The following is a 16,234-nucleotide window of genomic DNA, read 5'->3' on the forward strand; positions in this document are numbered from 1 at the left end:
ACAAGACTTGCCACCGTCTGGGCAATGAGTCTCTTGTCAGAGACGGAAAAGTATTGTTCCATTCAGATAAGATATAAGTTTCACTCAGTGAAATTCTGGCGGAACAAATCCGGCGGGACAATGGGGAATCTGAAACGCAAGATGCCAGCGATGCAAACCATTGACCGGGCCGCAGCGGTCCTGCGGGCGCTGTCCGGCGCGGATTCTCATGGAATTCGTCTGTCTGATGTCGCCGAGGCAACCGAGCTGGGCAAAAGCACCGTGTTGCGGTTGCTGGGTGCGCTCGGCGCAGTTGGCTATGTCGAATACGACGGCGATGCCAAGCGGTATCGCCTTGGCTACGGTCTGTTCGAATTGGGGATGTCGGCGCGTCGATTTCATCTGTTGGATCAGGCCAGAACCGTACTGGACCGACTTGCCGCAGCGACGGGTGATACGGTTTTCCTGTCCGTGCGCGACAGTGATCAGGCACTATGCGCCGACCGCCGCACCGGGTCCTATCCCATCCGCTCGCTGACCCTGTCAGTCGGAGACCGACGTCCGCTCGGCGTGGGGGCGGGGTCACTGGCTCTGCTGGCCTTTGAACGGGACGAAGAAATCAACAGGGTGCTTGAAAGCAGCAAACCCGAGCGCAAGTGTTTTGAACGCTTTGGCGACGCAGCGCTCAGAGCGATGATCGCGGCCACGCGCCGGGACGGATATTCCTTCAATGACGGACATATCGTCAATGCGATGAATGCCGTCGGGGTGCCGGTGTTGGATGACTCGGGCAGGGTCATCGCCGCGCTGTCCATTGCCGCCATCCGCGATCGTATGCAGGACCCACGCCGCGCCAAACTGGTCGCGCTGCTGCATGCTGAATCACGCGCCCTTGGGCGACGAAATACCGAAAGGACGACAGGTGCCGATGGATAACGCACACAACCTTGATCGCGAGCGCTTTGGTGCGGTGCTATCCCTGATGCATCGAATCCGAGCCTTTGAAGAGGCCGCGATTGCCGCCCAGAAGGACGGGCTGGTTCTGGGGGCGATTCACCCGTCAATCGGACAAGAGGCCGTTGCGGCGGGTGTCTGTGGCAACCTGCAACCCGCCGACCTGATGTTGTCGACCCATCGTGGCCATGGCCACACGCTGGCGAAAGGCGCGGATCCCCTGGCAATGATGCGCGAGCTGTTTGGCCGCGCAGGCGGGACCTGTGGCGGCAAGGGCGGGTCGATGCACATCGCCGACTTCGGGGTGGGTATGCTGGGCGCCAACGGAGTTGTCGGCGCGAACATTCCGATTGCGACCGGCGCCGCACATGGGTTGAAGCTGCAGGGCTCGCACCAGATCGTAACCTGCATTTTCGGCGACGGCGCGATCAACCGTGGTCCGTTTCTGGAGGGGCTCAACTGGGCGCGGGTGTTCGATTTGCCGGTTCTGTTTGTCTGCGAAGACAACGGATTCTCGGCTACCACCCGCACCCGAGAGATGACCGGAGGAGCCGGTGCGGCGGCACGTGCCGAGAGCATTGGCATTCCAGCAGTCGATTTGGATGGCAACGACGTCCTCGCCGTGGATGCGGCCGCCCGCAGCGCCATTGCCGACATCCGCGCCGGAAAGGGGCCGATGCTGCTGCACTGCCGCACCTATCGGATCGCCGGGCATACCGCTGTCGATCCCGCCACCTATCGCCCGGCGGAAGAGGTCGAGGCCCAACGCGGCAACTGCCCCATCACCCGGTTGGCCACGGCACTGGCACTGGCCGGCATGGACAAGGCCGACCTTCAAGTCGCCCACGATCGGGCCGTGGAGGAAATGAACGCCATCGCCGCCCAAGCGCAAGCGACCGATTGGCCCGATCCGATGGCCGCCTATTCCGATGTTCAGGATATGGGCGATCCGCGCGAGAGGGCATTCTGATGGCAAGTGACACCTACCTGAATGCTGGCCGTCGTGCGGTCCTTGAAGAAATGGAGCGCGACACAGCGGTCTGGGCACTGGGCGAGGATCTGGGCCGGGGCGGCGTCTTTGGCCAGTACCGGGGCCTGCAAGAGATGTTCGGGGCCGACAGGATTGCCGATACACCGATCTCCGAGGCCTGCATCATGGGGGCCGCTGTCGGGGCCGCAATGGCCGGCACGAGGCCAATCGTCGAAATGCGGTTCTCGGACTTTGCCCTCTGCGCGGTCGACGAACTGGTCAATCAGGCGGCCAAGGCGCGGTTCATGTTCGGTGGCCAGATGCGGGTGCCGATGGTGGTGCGCGAGCCGATCGGCATGTGGCGGTCCTCGGCAGCCCAACATTCGCAGTCGCTGGAATCGTGGTACACGCATATTCCCGGTCTGGTGGTGGTCGCCGCCGCGACGCCCGCAGACAATCTGGGGCTGCTCAAATCCGCGATCCGCAGCGATGATCCAGTGGTCTATCTCGAACACAAGAACCTCTGGGCGCTGGAAGGTGACCTGTCAAATGGCGAACATCTTGTGCCGCTCGGCAAGGCTGACATCGCGCGCGCCGGAGACGCCGCGACCATCGTGACATGGTCGGGCATGCGCCACGGTTGCCTGCGCGCCGCAGAGTCACTTGCGACAAAAGGGATCGAGGTCGAAGTCATCGATTTGCGCACCCTCTGGCCCTGGGACCGTGACGCCGTCTTTGCCTCGATCAAGCGCACCGGCCGCTTGCTCGTCGTGCAAGAGGCGGTGAGCGTATCGGGCTTTGGCGCGGAAATCGCCGCCAGTGTGGCCGAGGCGCTGCATCACGACCTCAAGGCACCGGTGCGCCGACTGGGTGCGCCCCGCATTCCCATCGCCTATGCCCCCGTGCTGGAGGATCGTGCGCGGGTCAGCGACCAAGCCATCATTGACGCGGTGCAGGGCCTAATGTCGCCCTGCCCTGCGGACTGAACCGGCGGCCTGTGCCGCCACGACATGAACGGGAGGACTGACATTGCAATTTCTCAAGACCATGATCGCCGCTGGTGCGGCTTTGGCCACGCTAGGGACCACGGGTGCCCATGCGCAGGATTACAAGGACGAATACCGCGTCTCGACCGTGGTGCCTGCGCCGTTTCCCTGGGGCATTGCCGCCGAGAAATGGGCGGAACTGACGGCCGAGCGGACGGACGGACGGATCAACCTGAAAATCTATCCCGGTGTGCAACTTGTGCAGGGTGACCAAACCCGTGAATTCACCGCGATCCGCCAGGGCGTGATCGACATGGCAGTCGGCTCGACCATCAACTGGTCGCCGCAGATTGTCGAACTCAACCTGTTCAGCTTGCCGTTCCTGATGCCAGACTACGCAGCCTTGGATTCGCTGACGCAGGGACCGGTGGGCGAGAAGATTTTCGAGATCATCGAGGCAAAGGGCGCGGTTCCTCTGGCCTGGGCCGAAAACGGGTTCCGCGAGGTGACAAACTCGAAAACCCCGATCCGCTCGCCTGCCGACATGAAGGGGTTGAAACTGCGCGTCGTCGGATCCCCGATCTACAACGACATGTTCACCGCAATGGGCGCAAACCCGACCCAGATGAGCTGGGCCGATGCACAACCGGCATTGACCACCGGCGCGGTCGACGGTCAGGAAAATCCGCTGACGATCTATTCGGTGCTGAACATGCATGAACTGGGCCAGACCAACGTGACCCTTTGGGGCTACGTCGCTGACCCGCTGATCTTTGTGGTCAATCCGGCGGTCTGGGAGAGCTTTACGCCCGAAGATCAGGACATTCTTCGCCAGGCGGCTGTGGATGCCGGTGCCTATGGTGTCGAGGTCGCGCGCAAAGGGCTGACAGGTGGCGACCAGACTCTGATCGATGATATCAGAGGACATGGGGTTGAAGTGGTCACACTGACCGACGAAGAACGTCAGGCCTTTGTCGATGTGACTCGTCCGGTCTATGACGCCTGGAAAGTAAAGATCGGCCCGGATCTTGTCGACATGGCCGAGCAATCCGTCGCCAACCGCTGATGTCGCGGACCGCCGGGCCTGACGGGGCCCGGCTACAAGGGAGGACGGGGCATGGAGCAGCAAGAACACGAACACGAAGCAGATACCGGAACCGAACACACCATCGTGCCGGTCCGGATTGAAGAAGCGCTCGGCGCGGCGGCAATGGCGCTGATCTGTCTGGTTTCCTTCGCAAACGTGATCGCACGATATGCCACCAACGTGTCGTTTGCCTTCACCGAAGAATACTCGGTCTTCCTGCTGGTCTTCATGACCTTCGTCGGGGCCTCGGCGGCCTTTGCCGGGAACGAACACATCCGCATCACGTTTTTCCTCGACCGTATGCCGCCGCTCTTGCAGCGCGTTTGCGAGGGGATCACCCTTTTGGCCACCACCCTGATGTTTTCGCTGATTGTCTATTATGGCGCGCGTGTCACCTATTCCGAATGGAAATGGGAGGAGACCACGCCGGGGCTCGGCAACCCGTCCTGGATCTATACCATCTGGATGCCGATCCTTTGCATCGCCATTCTGTTGCGGGTGTCGGGACGGGCCTGGGCCAGGTACCGCAAGGCCCGCGCGGCATGATACTTGCCAATGTTCTGCTGCTGACGGTCTTTGTCGGGCTGATGATCATCGGCACCCCGATCGCCGTCGCTCTCGGGTTGGGGGGGGCCGTCGGTGTCTGGCTGGGATTGGACGCAGCCGCGCTTGGCATGATCGGCCCCAATACCTATGCTGCGGTGGCCAAGTATCCATTGATCGCGATCCCGCTCTTCATCCTGACCGGGGCCATGTTCGAACGCTCGGGCGTTGCGGCGCGGCTGGTTGAATTCGCGCAATCGATGATCGGGCCACGCCGGGGCGGCCTGGCGCTTGTGGCTATTCTCGTCTGCATGATCATGGGCGGCATGTCCGGCTCCGGACCTGCCGATGCCGCCGCGGTTGCCACCGTGATGCTGCCCTCGATGGTCAAGGCCGGTTATCCCCGTCCGTTCACTGCCAGTGTCATTGCGGCCAGTGCCTCGACCGCGATCCTGATCCCGCCGTCTATCGCGATGATCGTCTACTCGGTGATCATTCCGGGCCTGGACCTGCGCGCCCTTTTCGCCGCAGGCATGATCCCTGGCCTGCTGCTGGGTCTTGCCGTGGCCGTGCCGACGTTGATCCTGAGCCGACGCAATGATTTCGGCGCGGATGAACAGCCCGAGCGCCCGCCTTTCTGGCCCAGCCTGCGCCGCGCCCTGCCCGGCCTGATGGCGCCGGTGATCATTCTGGGGGGGCTGCGCTCTGGCCTGTTCACCCCGACAGAGACTGCAGTTGTCGCGGTGTTCTACGGGTTGTTCGTCGGCACCGTCCTCTATCGCACGATGGGCTGGCGCGACGTCTATGACGTGCTGGCCGAAAGCGCCAAGATATCAGGTGTGCTGATGCTGATCCTGTCGCTTGCGGGCCTGTTCGCATGGGCCGGATCGACCATGGGCGCCTTTTCCGCCACAGCCGAACTGATCCTTGGGGTCAGCGACAACCAGTGGGTCATCCTGTTCCTGGTCATGGCGGTCCTGCTGTTGGCGGGCATGGTGCTTGACGGGGTATCAATCTATCTGATCACGCTGCCACTGCTGATCCCGATCATCAACGCCTTTGAGTGGTCCTACGTCTGGTTCGGCGTGGTCATGGCCATCAACATCGCCATGGGCCAGTTCACGCCCCCGGTCGCCGTCAACCTGATGGTCACGGCCAAGATCGCCGGCGTGCCGCTGGAATCCACCTTTCGCTGGGTCGGCTGGCTGCTGTTGGCGATGGCCGTAGCGCTGGCCCTCATCATCATATTTCCCGAAATCGCGCTCTGGCTGCCCCGGCTGCTGGGCTATCGCATCACCTGATCCGAGGACGACATGACAGACTCCAATGAAATGACCGGAGGCGAAGCCCTCGCCCGTACCCTGCTGGCGCACGAAGCCGGGCCGATATTCGGCATGGGGGGCTTTCAGCTGTTGCCCTTCTATGATGCGGCGCGTCGTCTGGGGCTGAACCACCATCTGATCAACGACGAACGCTGCGGAACCTTTGCCGCCGATGCCTATGCCAAGGTGTCCGGTCGCGTAGGGTTGGTCGACGCCACGCTCGGGCCAGGGGCCACGAACCTTGTGACCGGGCTGGTCGAGGCGCTGAACGCGGGCTCGCCCATCGTCGCCATCGTGGGAGACACGCACCGCGACCACAGTTGGAAGAACATGACGCAGGAGACCAATCAGGCCGACATCCTGCGCCCTGCCTCCAAAGAGGTGATCCGTGTCGAGGCGGTGCACCGCATCCCCGAATTGCTGCGCCGGGCCTTTCAGGTTGCGACCACAGGCCGACCAGGGCCGGTGGTTCTGATCGTGCCCGAGGATGTCTGTCACGGCACCCACGGGTTTGACGACGCGGATTTCGACTGCGACCCGCGCTATCAATCCGCCCCGGCCCTGCGCTGTCGGCCCGAGGCCGAAGCGCTGGCACGGGCCGCCGCGATGCTGTCCGCGGCGGAACGCCCGCTGATCCTGGCAGGTGGCGGCGTGCACATTTCGCAAGCTGCCGAAGTCTTAGCCGAACTGGCCGAAAGCGCGCAGATCCCGGTTGCCCACACCATGAGCGGCAAGGGCGCGATCGCCTGCACCAGCCCACTCTCCGCCGGGTTGTTCGGCCGTTATGACCGCATCGCCAACGGCCTGATCGAAGACAGCGATTGCCTGCTGGTCGTGGGTTGCAAGCTGGGCGAAATCGCCACCAAGCGGTACACGGTTCCGGCACCCGGCAAGACGATGATCCATCTGGATTGCGTCGCCGAAGAAATCGGGCGGACCTATGCCCCCGAACTGCCACTCTGGGGTGACGCGCGCGAAGGGCTGCGCGATCTTGCCGATGCTCTGGAAGATCAGGCAATACCTGATGCGCGCCAGACGTGGTGCGATGACGTCGTGACCCGAATGGATGAATGGCGCGAGATGGCCCGTCCCCGGCTTGAAAGCGACGAGGTGCCGGTATCCATGGGCCGGATGGTGGGCGAATTGAACCAGCACCTGCCCGACGATGCCATCCTGATCGCAGATGGTGGTTTTGCCGCGCATTGGGGCGGTTTGATGTATGACAGCCGCCGCGCCGGACGGGGGTTTGTGCCAGACCGGGGGTTTGCCTCGATCGGCTACGGTCTGCCCGGCGCAATCGGGGCCTGCATGGCGGCACCGGAGCGCGCCGTGGTGGCAATCACCGGCGATGGCGGGTTCAACATGGTTCTGGGCGAGATCGAAACCGCGCGTCGATTGGGCATCGCTCCCACGATCATCGTCGTGAACAACGCCGCCTCGGGATACGTCAAGGCGTTGCAGCACCTGATGTATGGCGCGGGCAATTACCAGTCGTCGGATCTGGAAGAGACCAACTATGCCAAGGTCGCGGATGCGATGGGCTGTCTCGGGCTGCGTGTGGAAACACCCGATGCGTTCGCCGGGGCACTGCAACAGGCATTGGGGGAAACCGGGCGTCCTGCGGTGCTCGACGTGGTGGTCACGCGCGATGCAGGCAAGATGCTGCCCGCCGCAGACAGCCGCGCCGTCAAGGTGAACAAGGGTGACCGGATTGCCTGATACGTTTCTGGCTGACAGCGTTTCGAAACTCGGCCCCGACTGCGTGGGTCGGGTCGTTGTCACCGGCTCACACGGCGGGATCTATGCCGCCTATCTCGCCTGTAAGGCCGATGTACGCGCCGCGATCTTTCACGACGCCGGCGTCGGATTGGATCGCGCCGGGATTGGCGGGCTGGACTGGCTCGCCGCGCAGGGTATGGCGGCGGCGGCGGTCGATCATACCAGCGCCGCCATTGGCCAGGCCACACAGGTACTTGGGCGTGGCATCATTTCCCATGCCAACGCGCCTGCCGCAGCACATGGCGTCACCGCCGGGATGCCGTGTCGCGCGGCGGGAGAGCTCCTTCAGGCCGCGGAAATGCCAATGGGCAGCTGCCCCGAGGTGCGGGAAGGCCGGGACGAGATCACCCCGCCACAGGCCACGCGCCGGTTGATCCTCGTCGATTCCGCCAGCCTCGTGGTTCCCGACGACGCCGGTCATGTGATTGTTACCGGCTCGCATGGGGCGCTGTTTGGCAGCGATCCTGCCAATGCGCTCAAGGCAGATGGGTATCTCGCGCTGTTCAATGACGCTGGCGGGACGGCCACATCGCGCCTGCCGGTGTTGCAGGATCGAAGTATCGCTGCGGCGACCGTCGCGGCCAGTTCTGCACGGATCGGAGAGGCCCGGTCCACATGGCAGGATGGGATCATTTCGGCGTTGAATGACACCGCTGCCGCAAGCGGCGCAAGAGCGGGGATGCCAGCGCGAGATCTGATCGCACTGGCCCTGACGCAGTAATCGAACCCGCGCCGCAAAGCACGCGGGCGCTTGATCAGCCTCTATTTGCGCGCGCGGGCAATCGCGATCATTTCCACGGCCATGCCAGCGCGCGCCAACCGCACACCGCCGGTCGCACGCGCCGGAGGATTGTCGCGGTCGACCCATTGATCCCAAACCTCGTTCATCGTGCCGATATCGCCAATATCATTGAGCCAGACCTGAACCGATGCAAGATCAGCCTTGGTACACCCCAATTCACCGAGCACCCGGTCAATATTGGCCAGCACCTGCCGGGTCTGGGTGGCAACATCTGCCGTGAGATCGTCCGGCACCTGCCCGGCGAGAAATATGATGTCGCCAATCTGTGCCGCCGCACTCATGCGGGGGCCGGGGGCGTGGCGTGTGATTGTCATTGCTGTCTCCAGTCAGTCATTGTCAGTGGTGGCCGCACCCGCCCCCGCGCGCGACGCATCCGACGCCGGGACAGTGGTGCGCAGTGCGTAGTCCTGCAGGCGACGAAGGGTATCCTTGTCGATGATGCAGGCGGTTTTGGACGGGGTGACGGGATCCTGTGGAACGGCTTCGCTCGACAGCGTCAGATCGCGGCGGTCCGAACAGGCGGCAATGTCTCCCCACACTGCGCCAGTTGGGTCCACGGAACAGGTGTCGCCTTCCGAGGTCAGATGCACAGCGGTGCCGGTGGCGTTCGCAAGCGCGTGCACGAACGGCAGCAGCAGCAGAGGATGCGCCACGTTGGTGATAGAAAGTGGTCCCGACGCAATATCAGCTTGTCCAAGACCCCTGAAATCCGAAAGCGCGGTCCCTGCTGCCAGCGGGCAGAGATGCGCGCCCTTTGCCCGCCAGATGCGGTCGTCCACATCGGGTGACAGGGATGCGAGATCGCCGTCGCCGTAGAGGTCAAGCAGAGCCAGCAGCGTGGATGCGCCATCAAGCCCGCGAACCTCCAGCCAGGTTGCCGCATAGCCGGCTTCCTCAGCCATGCCCCAGCTGAGCCCAGCACCGCGCGCGGCCTTGAGCGAAAGCGCCTCGATCTCGGCACAGGAGAGCGCGCCGCCCGCGACGGTCTCTACCGGGCTGCCCGACATGGTCGGATCGTTCGGCGTCTGTGTCATTGCACAACCCTCCAGTTCAGATCGCTGGGATAGACCTGATCCTGAAACAGGCTGATGCGAACCCATTTGTCCGATCTCGGATCAAACCGGCTGGCCCCAAAGAACGCAAGCTTGCACCGCATCAGATCGATCGGCAGCGTGGTGTCGGCAATCAGGTTGTCGCGCACTTCGCTATAGGGATAGGTTCCGCACCGCTGCGCCCGGCGGGTCATATACCGCTGATCCGGGTTGGCGAGCAGGAATTCCGCAACCAATTGCTCTTCGTTCCAATCGGCCAGTGCCACGTGCAACTCCTGCGCCAGACGTCCGGTGCAAAGCGGTTGCTCCAGGTCCTGTCCAAACTCGGTGTTCCGGTTGCCCAGACGCGGTTCCAGCTTTTCCTCGGAGACATACCAGAAGCGCGCGCAATTGGCCGGATCGGCAAAGTCGATGCAGAGTGCCCAATCATAGCGGTCTTCCAGAACCCGCCGCAGTGTGCCGACTTTCATCGTCCCGTCGATGGCGAAACTGGCCGTTTCATTGGCACTCATGCCGCTGCACAGATCATCCACCAGTTCACCATGCGGCTCCAGCATCGCGGCAAGCAGGGCTTCCTGTCCTTCAAGCGACAGGGTGCCCTCCCCCCAGGTCCAAAGCGCATCCCAAGGGTGATCTTCGGTCATCGGCCATGCCGAAAGATGGGTGTCGACGGTTTCCAGATCGTTGCGCAAGGCGGACAGCTTTCCGATCTGGATCGGATGCTCCGATCGCCAGTACGCGGCGTTCTCACGGGCGGCCTGGACCGCTGCCTTCAGCCCGGCAACGGCGTCGGGCGTTGCGTCAGGCTGGGCGCGGACACGGGCCAGCGCTTCTTCGCGCGCCATCATCCAGTTGTTCAGCAGAACCGGGTGGCGCACCAGATACGGCGCCATGCCCAGACCGGTGGAATTGCCGACACCCAACGCGTGTTTGATCGCGGAGTCCAACGGAACAGCAGCGTCGCCACCCCGGACTCGCGCCATGTGCTCTACAATGTCGATGGTGAACTGGCGGGTCAGCCAGACCGACAGCATTTCGGCCTGAAACGGGATCGACAGTTCCGCACGGTCGGCAACAAGGGCATAGTCGGAGGCACCAAACTTGCCTGACCCGTAAACCGCCGTGGTCCGCATCAGATAGCCCACCGCATCAATCTCGGCAATGTCAGGCTGCTGGCCTGCGGCAAGGCACTCGACAACATGGGAAAACAGGCGCACCGATCGGTTGGCCCGACTCAGCGACAGTTCGCGCGGGCTGATGCGGCCGGCCTCCTGAAGCGGAACATTGGCCTCGAGCCGATCAAGATCGGCAGCGTCCGGCGTGCCGTCAAACAGCGTGAATGTCGCGTCCCATGCGGTTGCGATGACCCGGTCCGACCGCATCTCCGGCGGCAGGTCATGGGCAAAGGCCACGAGGCTATAGGTCCGCTCCGGGCCGATGGCGCGATAGACTGCGCGCCCGACGCCCTTGTCGTCCATCTGCCAGACCGACCGTTCAAAGCGCCAGTCGCCACCGGTCATGCGGCGCAGCAGGTGGCGCAGGAACGAAAGCCGTGTCGGGTGGGCGCTGCCCATACGTGCAAGGGTCATGACCGTGGCGGGGCTGCGGCGGAATTTCTCTGTCTCGGGATTTGATTTGAGGGTGGCGCCGATCATTGGATGAGCCTTCCTGTTGACGGGATCGAGGGTGCAGACGCGGGCAATTCAAATCGCCCGCGTCCGAGGATAGCCTACTTGCGACCCAAAACCAGGGTAATGCGCAACGCATCCCAAAGCGATGGCAGCAGGATCAGCGAAACCGGGACCGCCGTGATCACGATAAAGCTCTGCAGCTTGCCGATACCACCGGCACCGGTCGAGATCAGGATCAGGGCCATGATACCCATCATGATGCCCCAGAAGCTGCGCAGCGGTACCGAAGGTTCACCCGACGACATCGATGTGGCGATGACATAGCTCATCGAGTCGCTGGTGGTGGCCACAAAGATCAGCGTCAACACCAGGAACAGCACGGACAGCAGGAAGCCCATGGGCATCGCCTGGGTGATCGCCAGCAACCCGGCGGGCAGGTTGAAGCCTTCGAACGGTCCCGAAATCGTGCCCGCAGTCAATTGCTCGAACGCGATGCCCGAACCGCCGATGATGGTGAACCAGAAGTTCGTCACGATCGGTGCAATCAGCGAGAGCATGATGATGATCGAACGGATCGAACGGCCGCGGCTGACGCGGGCAATAAAGATTGCCATCAGCGGACCATAGCCCATGAACCAGCCCCAAAAGAACACGGTCCACCAGCCCAGCCAGCCGGGTTCGCCAAAGAGACCCGCCTCGCCACGGTACAACGACAAATCAAAGAAGTTCGACAGGTAAACACCCATGCCACCCGCAAAGCCGTCAAAGATAAAGAACGTCGGCCCGGCAACCAGCATGAAGGCAAGCAAGACGAAGGCCAGGATCACGTTGACCTGGGACAGCAGCTGAATGCCTTTTGACAGACCCGAGATTGCCGAGATCGTGTAGATGCCCGCAAGAAACAGGATCACGACGGTCTGGGTTGCAAAACTGTCAGGAATGCCAAACAGCGCGTTCAGACCATAGGACATCTGCAATCCGAGAAAGCCGATCGGGCCAACCGTTCCGGCGACGACCGCAATGATGCAACAGGCATCGGCAATCAGACCGATCGGGCCATGGATCGCACGATCTCCGAACACCGGATACAACAGGGTGCGCGGTGCCAGTGGCAAGCCCTTGTCATAGTGATAGTGCATCAGCATCACGGTGGTCAGCGATCCTAGGATTGCCCAGGCCAGAAAACCCCAGTGCAGATAGCTTTGCGCCAGCGCGGCATAGGCACCGGCCTGCGGATCGGCGCTCAGGTCACCGAACAATGGCGGGGAGGACAGATAGTGGGCAATCGGCTCGCCTGCAGCCCAGAACACGCCACCACCGGCCAGCAAGGTACACATGATCATCGAGCCCCACTGGAACGCGTTAAACTCGGGCGTGGCGAGGCCACCCATCACCGTCTTGCCACCCGGCAGAATGCAGAGCACCAGACCGATGAGAAAGGTCGACAACAGCAGGACCTGCCAGTAGAGGCCGAAATAAGTCGCCGAAAAGTTAAAGCCCCAATCGACCATCGCCGAAAGCGTGTCGATGCTGACCAGCGCCAGCAGGCAGAACAATATGATGAAGCCGCCAGTCGCGGCAAACAGCGGTTTGTTGACGTTCGCAAGCCATCCGGCTTGGGCCGTCGTATCGGGTGTGTCGGTCATGGTTTCCTCCCTGATCGATATTATGTTTCCGCGCGGGTCATTCCGCAGCGCGGTCGTTCCTCTTGCCGGCGGCATCTTGCGGGCCAAAGCTCTTTTCAAAAAAGGTCAGCCAGTTGTCGCCCATGACCTTTGCAATCACCGCGTCTCCCATCCCGGTGACCCGAAGGCCGTCGGCGATGCTCCCGAAGTCGCGGTTGTCGTGAAACCAGCTGGGCATCTCGGGAAAGCCGGGCGCATCTGCACTGCCTTCGCCAAAGTCCACGGTCTTGCTCCAGCGGCCGGTTCGCATCCATTCGACGATGGAATCCGGTTGGTCCTGGCACAGGTCGGTGCCAATCCCGACATGATCTTCGCCCATCAGGTCGATGGTCCGCGCGATCATGTCCGCGAAACTCTGCACAGTGCAGGCAGTGCCGTCCTTGAGGTGGTGCGGATAGACCGAGAATCCCAGCATCCCACCACTTTCGCCAAGCGCACGCAGCAGATCGTCGGATTTGTTGCGCAGCGCCGGGTGCCAGCTGTGCGGATTTGCGTGCGTGATGGCGATGGGGCGCGACGAATGCTCGATTGCGTGAAAGGTCGAGCGACTGCCTGAATGGCTCATATCCACCACCAGTCCGACGCGGTTCATCTCGCGCACAACTTCCTTGCCCATGCGCGTCAGGCCGATGTCTTCGGCTTCGTAACAACCGGTCGCCAGCAGCGACTGGTTGTTGTAGGTCAGCTGCATGAACCGCAGTCCAAGCGTGTGCATGATCTCGACCAGGCCGATATCGTCCTCGATGCAGGATGGATTCTGCGAGCCGAAAAAGATCGCCGTGCGCCCGGTTGCGCGCGCCAGCGTGACATCGGCGGCCGTCCGGCCCTGAAAGATCAGGTCGGGGAACTGCTCGAACCAGCGGTTCCATTTCTCGATCTGCAGAACTGTCTCGCGAAAGGTCTCGTGATAGGTGATGGTGACGTGAACTGCGTCCACGCCCCCTGCTCTCATCTGGCGAAATATCTTTTCGGACCAGTTGGCATATTGCAGCCCGTCAATCAGCATGCTCATTGAGGTGTTCCCGCAGCAACATAGGCTGTTTTCACCGAGGTGTAGAATTCGGCGGCATAGCGGCCCTGTTCACGCGGACCAAAGGACGATGACCCCCGACCGCCAAACGGCACATGATAGTCGGTGCCCGCCGTCGGCAGGTTGACCATCACACAGCCAGCACGCATCGACGCACGGAAATGCGAGGCCCGCGCCAGCGAGCGTGTCATGATCCCGGCGGTCAGTCCGAATTCGGTGTCATTGGCGATTGAGAGGGCTTCGTCATAGCTGCCCGCTTTCATCACGCAGGTGATCGGCGCGAACATCTCTTCGCGGTTGATGCGCATGTCGTTCCGGGTGCCGGCAAAGACGGCGGGCGCCATGTAGTATCCTTCGGTCGGGCGTTCCAGCCGATCACCACCGCACAACAGCTCGGCACCTTCAGATTTGCCGATCCCGACATAGTCGAGGTTCTGGTTGAGCTGGCTTTCGCTGACCACGGGGCCGATCTGGGTGCCATCTTCGAGCGCATGGCCAACCTTCAATGCCTGCGCGGCAGCAACCAGCTTTTCGACAAAGGCGTCATGGATCGCCTCGTGGACGATCAGCCTGCTGGCGGCGGTGCATTTCTGGCCGGTGCCCCCAAAGGCCGAACCTGCCGCATGGGCGACGGCCAGATCGAGATCGGCGTCGTCCATAATCAGCATCGGGTTCTTTGATCCCATCTCCATCTGCACCTTGGTCATGTTGACGATTGCCGAGGCCGCAATGCCGCGTCCGACGGGAACCGACCCGGTAAAGCTGATGGCGTCTACACCACGGCTTTCAACAAGGCGCTGGCCGACTTCGCGTCCGGCACCGCTCACCAGGTTGAACAACCCCTTTGGGATGTCCTGGCGGGCAATGATCTCGGTCAGGGCAACGGCGCTGGCCGGTGTTACATTGGCCGGTTTCCAGACCACGGCATTGCCAAAGGCCAGCGCTGGCGCGATTTTCCACGCAGGCGTCGCCACAGGGAAGTTCCACGGGCTGATGATCGCCACCACACCCACAGGCTCGCGGCGCACATCAATCTCGATACCGGGGCGCACGCTTTCCGCCAGATCGCCCTGGTTGCGCAGCACTTCGGCGGCGAAATAGGTAAAGAACTGTCCCGCGCGGTACACTTCACCCTTGCCCTCGGCCATCGGCTTGCCTTCTTCGCGGGCGACCATGCGTCCGATCTCTTCGGCGCGCGCCATCAGTTCGGTGCCGATTGCCATCAAGACATCATGGCGCTTTTGCACCCCGGCAGCCCACCAGATCGGTTGCGCGCGGCGCGCGGCATCCAGCGCCATATCAAGCTGATCTGCGCTGGCCTGCGCGTACAGGCCGATCACATCGCTGATATCGGACGGGTTGCGGTTTTCGATGGTCGAAACGCCTGCCTGCCAAGCGCCATCGACATAGATTTCGGTCCGGTTGGTCATAGAATCGCCCCTTCTTGGTTGTGGTGACCATAGACATCGAGTTTGATTTCAATCAATCTGGAAGTATTGAAACTTGCTTCAGGAAAACTGAAATATGATCAAGCTGGAAATGCTTCGGGTGTTTCGCATTGTCGCGGAACAGGGCAACCTGAGTGGTGCGGCGAAAGAACTGGGGCGGACACCCTCGGCGGTGTCGATGATGCTCGCGCAACTCGAAGACCACATCGGCGCACCGCTCTTCGAAACCGACCGCAAGAACCGGCTGACGACGCTGGGCCGTCTTGTCTTCGAAGAAAGCAACCGGGCCACCGATGCCTTTGCCCGCAGCCTTGATGCGATAGAGCGGCACCGCAAGTCGAATGCCGGAACCGTGCGCATCGCGACCGTGCCCTCGGCGACGGTGACGCTTCTCCCTGAAATGGTGATGAGCTTTCGTGTGAGCTATCCCGATGTGCGGTTGGAAATCAGCGACGTCGATTCAGCGGCCGTACATCGCAGGATCAGGTATGAAGAGGCGGACATCGGGATCGTTTCGGCATTTGCCGATGACGGCCTGACCAATGACGCCAGCGTAATCATGTACGACGATCTTGGCATTGTCAGCCGCGCAGACGGGGAAATCGCCCGCGCGGCCCGATCAGGCGCGGAACACCTTGGTTGGGACATTCTGGAAAGGGAGTCCCTGATCGCAAATCCGTTGTGCCAGATGGTTGGCGATCCCGCCGTCCAGAGATTGCTATTGACCTGTACCCTGGAGGCGCGAAACACCACCGCGCTTCTGTCGTTTGTCAGGCGCGGCCTTGGCGCGACCATCCTGCCGCATTCCACGATCAAGGAACAATCCCAAGAACTCGCGTTTTTCGCCCCGCCGGATTTGCCCGTTCGCCGCGCCTTGCTCAAGATCGCAAACCCGGAGCGTACTCTGAATCCCGCAGCAATGGCATTTTGGAACAGGCTCGTGGTGTGAGAGGCGTTCTCTGGTAT

Annotated in this window: 15 protein-coding genes; 9 read left to right on the top strand and 6 right to left on the bottom strand. The window is 62.1% G+C overall.

The genetic code is table 11. From position 1 onward, the window contains the following. Positions 1 to 150 precede the first annotated feature (150 nt). From QO231_RS19125 to QO231_RS19160, 8 genes are read left to right on the top strand one after another with little or no spacing between them, the layout of a single operon-like run. The gene (locus QO231_RS19125) at positions 151 to 915 is read left to right on the top strand and encodes an IclR family transcriptional regulator (RefSeq protein ID WP_316780147.1); all 765 of its coding nucleotides are present in this window, start codon (positions 151 to 153) and stop codon (positions 913 to 915) included. Further along, positions 908 to 1,903 carry a thiamine pyrophosphate-dependent dehydrogenase E1 component subunit alpha gene (locus QO231_RS19130; protein WP_316780150.1) on the top strand — a complete coding sequence of 332 codons (996 nt, stop codon included), beginning with the start codon at positions 908 to 910 and terminating at the stop codon, positions 1,901 to 1,903. The genes QO231_RS19125 and QO231_RS19130 overlap by 8 nt, the downstream gene beginning before the upstream one ends. After that, positions 1,903 to 2,889: an alpha-ketoacid dehydrogenase subunit beta gene (locus QO231_RS19135; RefSeq protein WP_316780152.1), complete on the top strand. Its 987-nt coding sequence runs from the start codon at positions 1,903 to 1,905 to the stop codon at positions 2,887 to 2,889. Before QO231_RS19130 ends, QO231_RS19135 begins: the two co-directional genes overlap by 1 nt. A gap of 43 nt (positions 2,890 to 2,932) precedes the next feature. Next, positions 2,933 to 3,955: a DctP family TRAP transporter solute-binding subunit gene (locus QO231_RS19140; protein ID WP_316780155.1), complete on the top strand. Its 1,023-nt coding sequence runs from the start codon at positions 2,933 to 2,935 to the stop codon at positions 3,953 to 3,955. 51 nt (positions 3,956 to 4,006) lie between these two features. Beyond that, a complete protein-coding gene (locus QO231_RS19145; RefSeq protein ID WP_316780157.1) occupies positions 4,007 to 4,522 on the top strand; it encodes a TRAP transporter small permease in 516 nt (171 codons plus the stop codon). Then, positions 4,519 to 5,820 (top strand): TRAP transporter large permease, encoded by a 1,302-nt coding sequence (locus tag QO231_RS19150; RefSeq protein WP_316780160.1) that lies wholly within the window; start codon positions 4,519 to 4,521, stop codon positions 5,818 to 5,820. The genes QO231_RS19145 and QO231_RS19150 overlap by 4 nt, the downstream gene beginning before the upstream one ends. Before the next feature lie 12 nt (positions 5,821 to 5,832). Continuing rightward, complete coding sequence (locus QO231_RS19155; protein WP_316780163.1) at positions 5,833 to 7,560, top strand: thiamine pyrophosphate-binding protein; 1,728 nt, start codon at positions 5,833 to 5,835, stop codon at positions 7,558 to 7,560. Beyond that, the gene (locus QO231_RS19160) at positions 7,544 to 8,341 is read left to right on the top strand and encodes a hypothetical protein (RefSeq protein ID WP_316780166.1); all 798 of its coding nucleotides are present in this window, start codon (positions 7,544 to 7,546) and stop codon (positions 8,339 to 8,341) included. The genes QO231_RS19155 and QO231_RS19160 overlap by 17 nt, the downstream gene beginning before the upstream one ends. Before the next feature lie 41 nt (positions 8,342 to 8,382). Here QO231_RS19160 and QO231_RS19165 read toward each other — a convergent pair whose 3' ends face one another. The 6 genes from QO231_RS19165 to QO231_RS19190 form a co-directional block, all read right to left on the bottom strand. Beyond that, positions 8,383 to 8,736 carry a RidA family protein gene (locus QO231_RS19165; protein ID WP_316780168.1) on the bottom strand — a complete coding sequence of 118 codons (354 nt, stop codon included), beginning with the start codon at positions 8,734 to 8,736 and terminating at the stop codon, positions 8,383 to 8,385. Between the two features lie 12 nt (positions 8,737 to 8,748). Next, complete coding sequence (locus tag QO231_RS19170) at positions 8,749 to 9,456, bottom strand: DUF3726 domain-containing protein (RefSeq protein WP_316780170.1); 708 nt, start codon at positions 9,454 to 9,456, stop codon at positions 8,749 to 8,751. After that, entirely contained in the window at positions 9,453 to 11,129 is a 1,677-nt protein-coding gene (locus tag QO231_RS19175) for a hypothetical protein (RefSeq protein ID WP_316780172.1), read from the bottom strand. The genes QO231_RS19170 and QO231_RS19175 overlap by 4 nt, the downstream gene beginning before the upstream one ends. A gap of 74 nt (positions 11,130 to 11,203) precedes the next feature. Beyond that, complete coding sequence (locus tag QO231_RS19180) at positions 11,204 to 12,751, bottom strand: BCCT family transporter (protein WP_316780175.1); 1,548 nt, start codon at positions 12,749 to 12,751, stop codon at positions 11,204 to 11,206. 37 nt (positions 12,752 to 12,788) lie between these two features. Next, positions 12,789 to 13,802, bottom strand: coding sequence for a membrane dipeptidase (locus tag QO231_RS19185; RefSeq protein WP_316780180.1), 1,014 nt, complete (start codon positions 13,800 to 13,802; stop codon positions 12,789 to 12,791). Further along, on the bottom strand, positions 13,799 to 15,250 hold the full coding sequence (locus tag QO231_RS19190) for an aldehyde dehydrogenase family protein (RefSeq protein WP_316780183.1): 1,452 nt from the start codon (positions 15,248 to 15,250) through the stop codon (positions 13,799 to 13,801). Before QO231_RS19190 ends, QO231_RS19185 begins: the two co-directional genes overlap by 4 nt. 94 nt (positions 15,251 to 15,344) lie before the next feature. On the opposite strand from QO231_RS19190, the gene QO231_RS19195 reads away from it, so the two are divergent. Beyond that, on the top strand, positions 15,345 to 16,217 hold the full coding sequence (locus QO231_RS19195; protein ID WP_316780185.1) for a LysR family transcriptional regulator: 873 nt from the start codon (positions 15,345 to 15,347) through the stop codon (positions 16,215 to 16,217). Positions 16,218 to 16,234 lie beyond the last annotated feature (17 nt).

It is taken from the genome of Sedimentitalea todarodis, from assembly GCF_032595355.1.
GTDB lineage: Bacteria > Pseudomonadota > Alphaproteobacteria > Rhodobacterales > Rhodobacteraceae > Sedimentitalea > Sedimentitalea todarodis.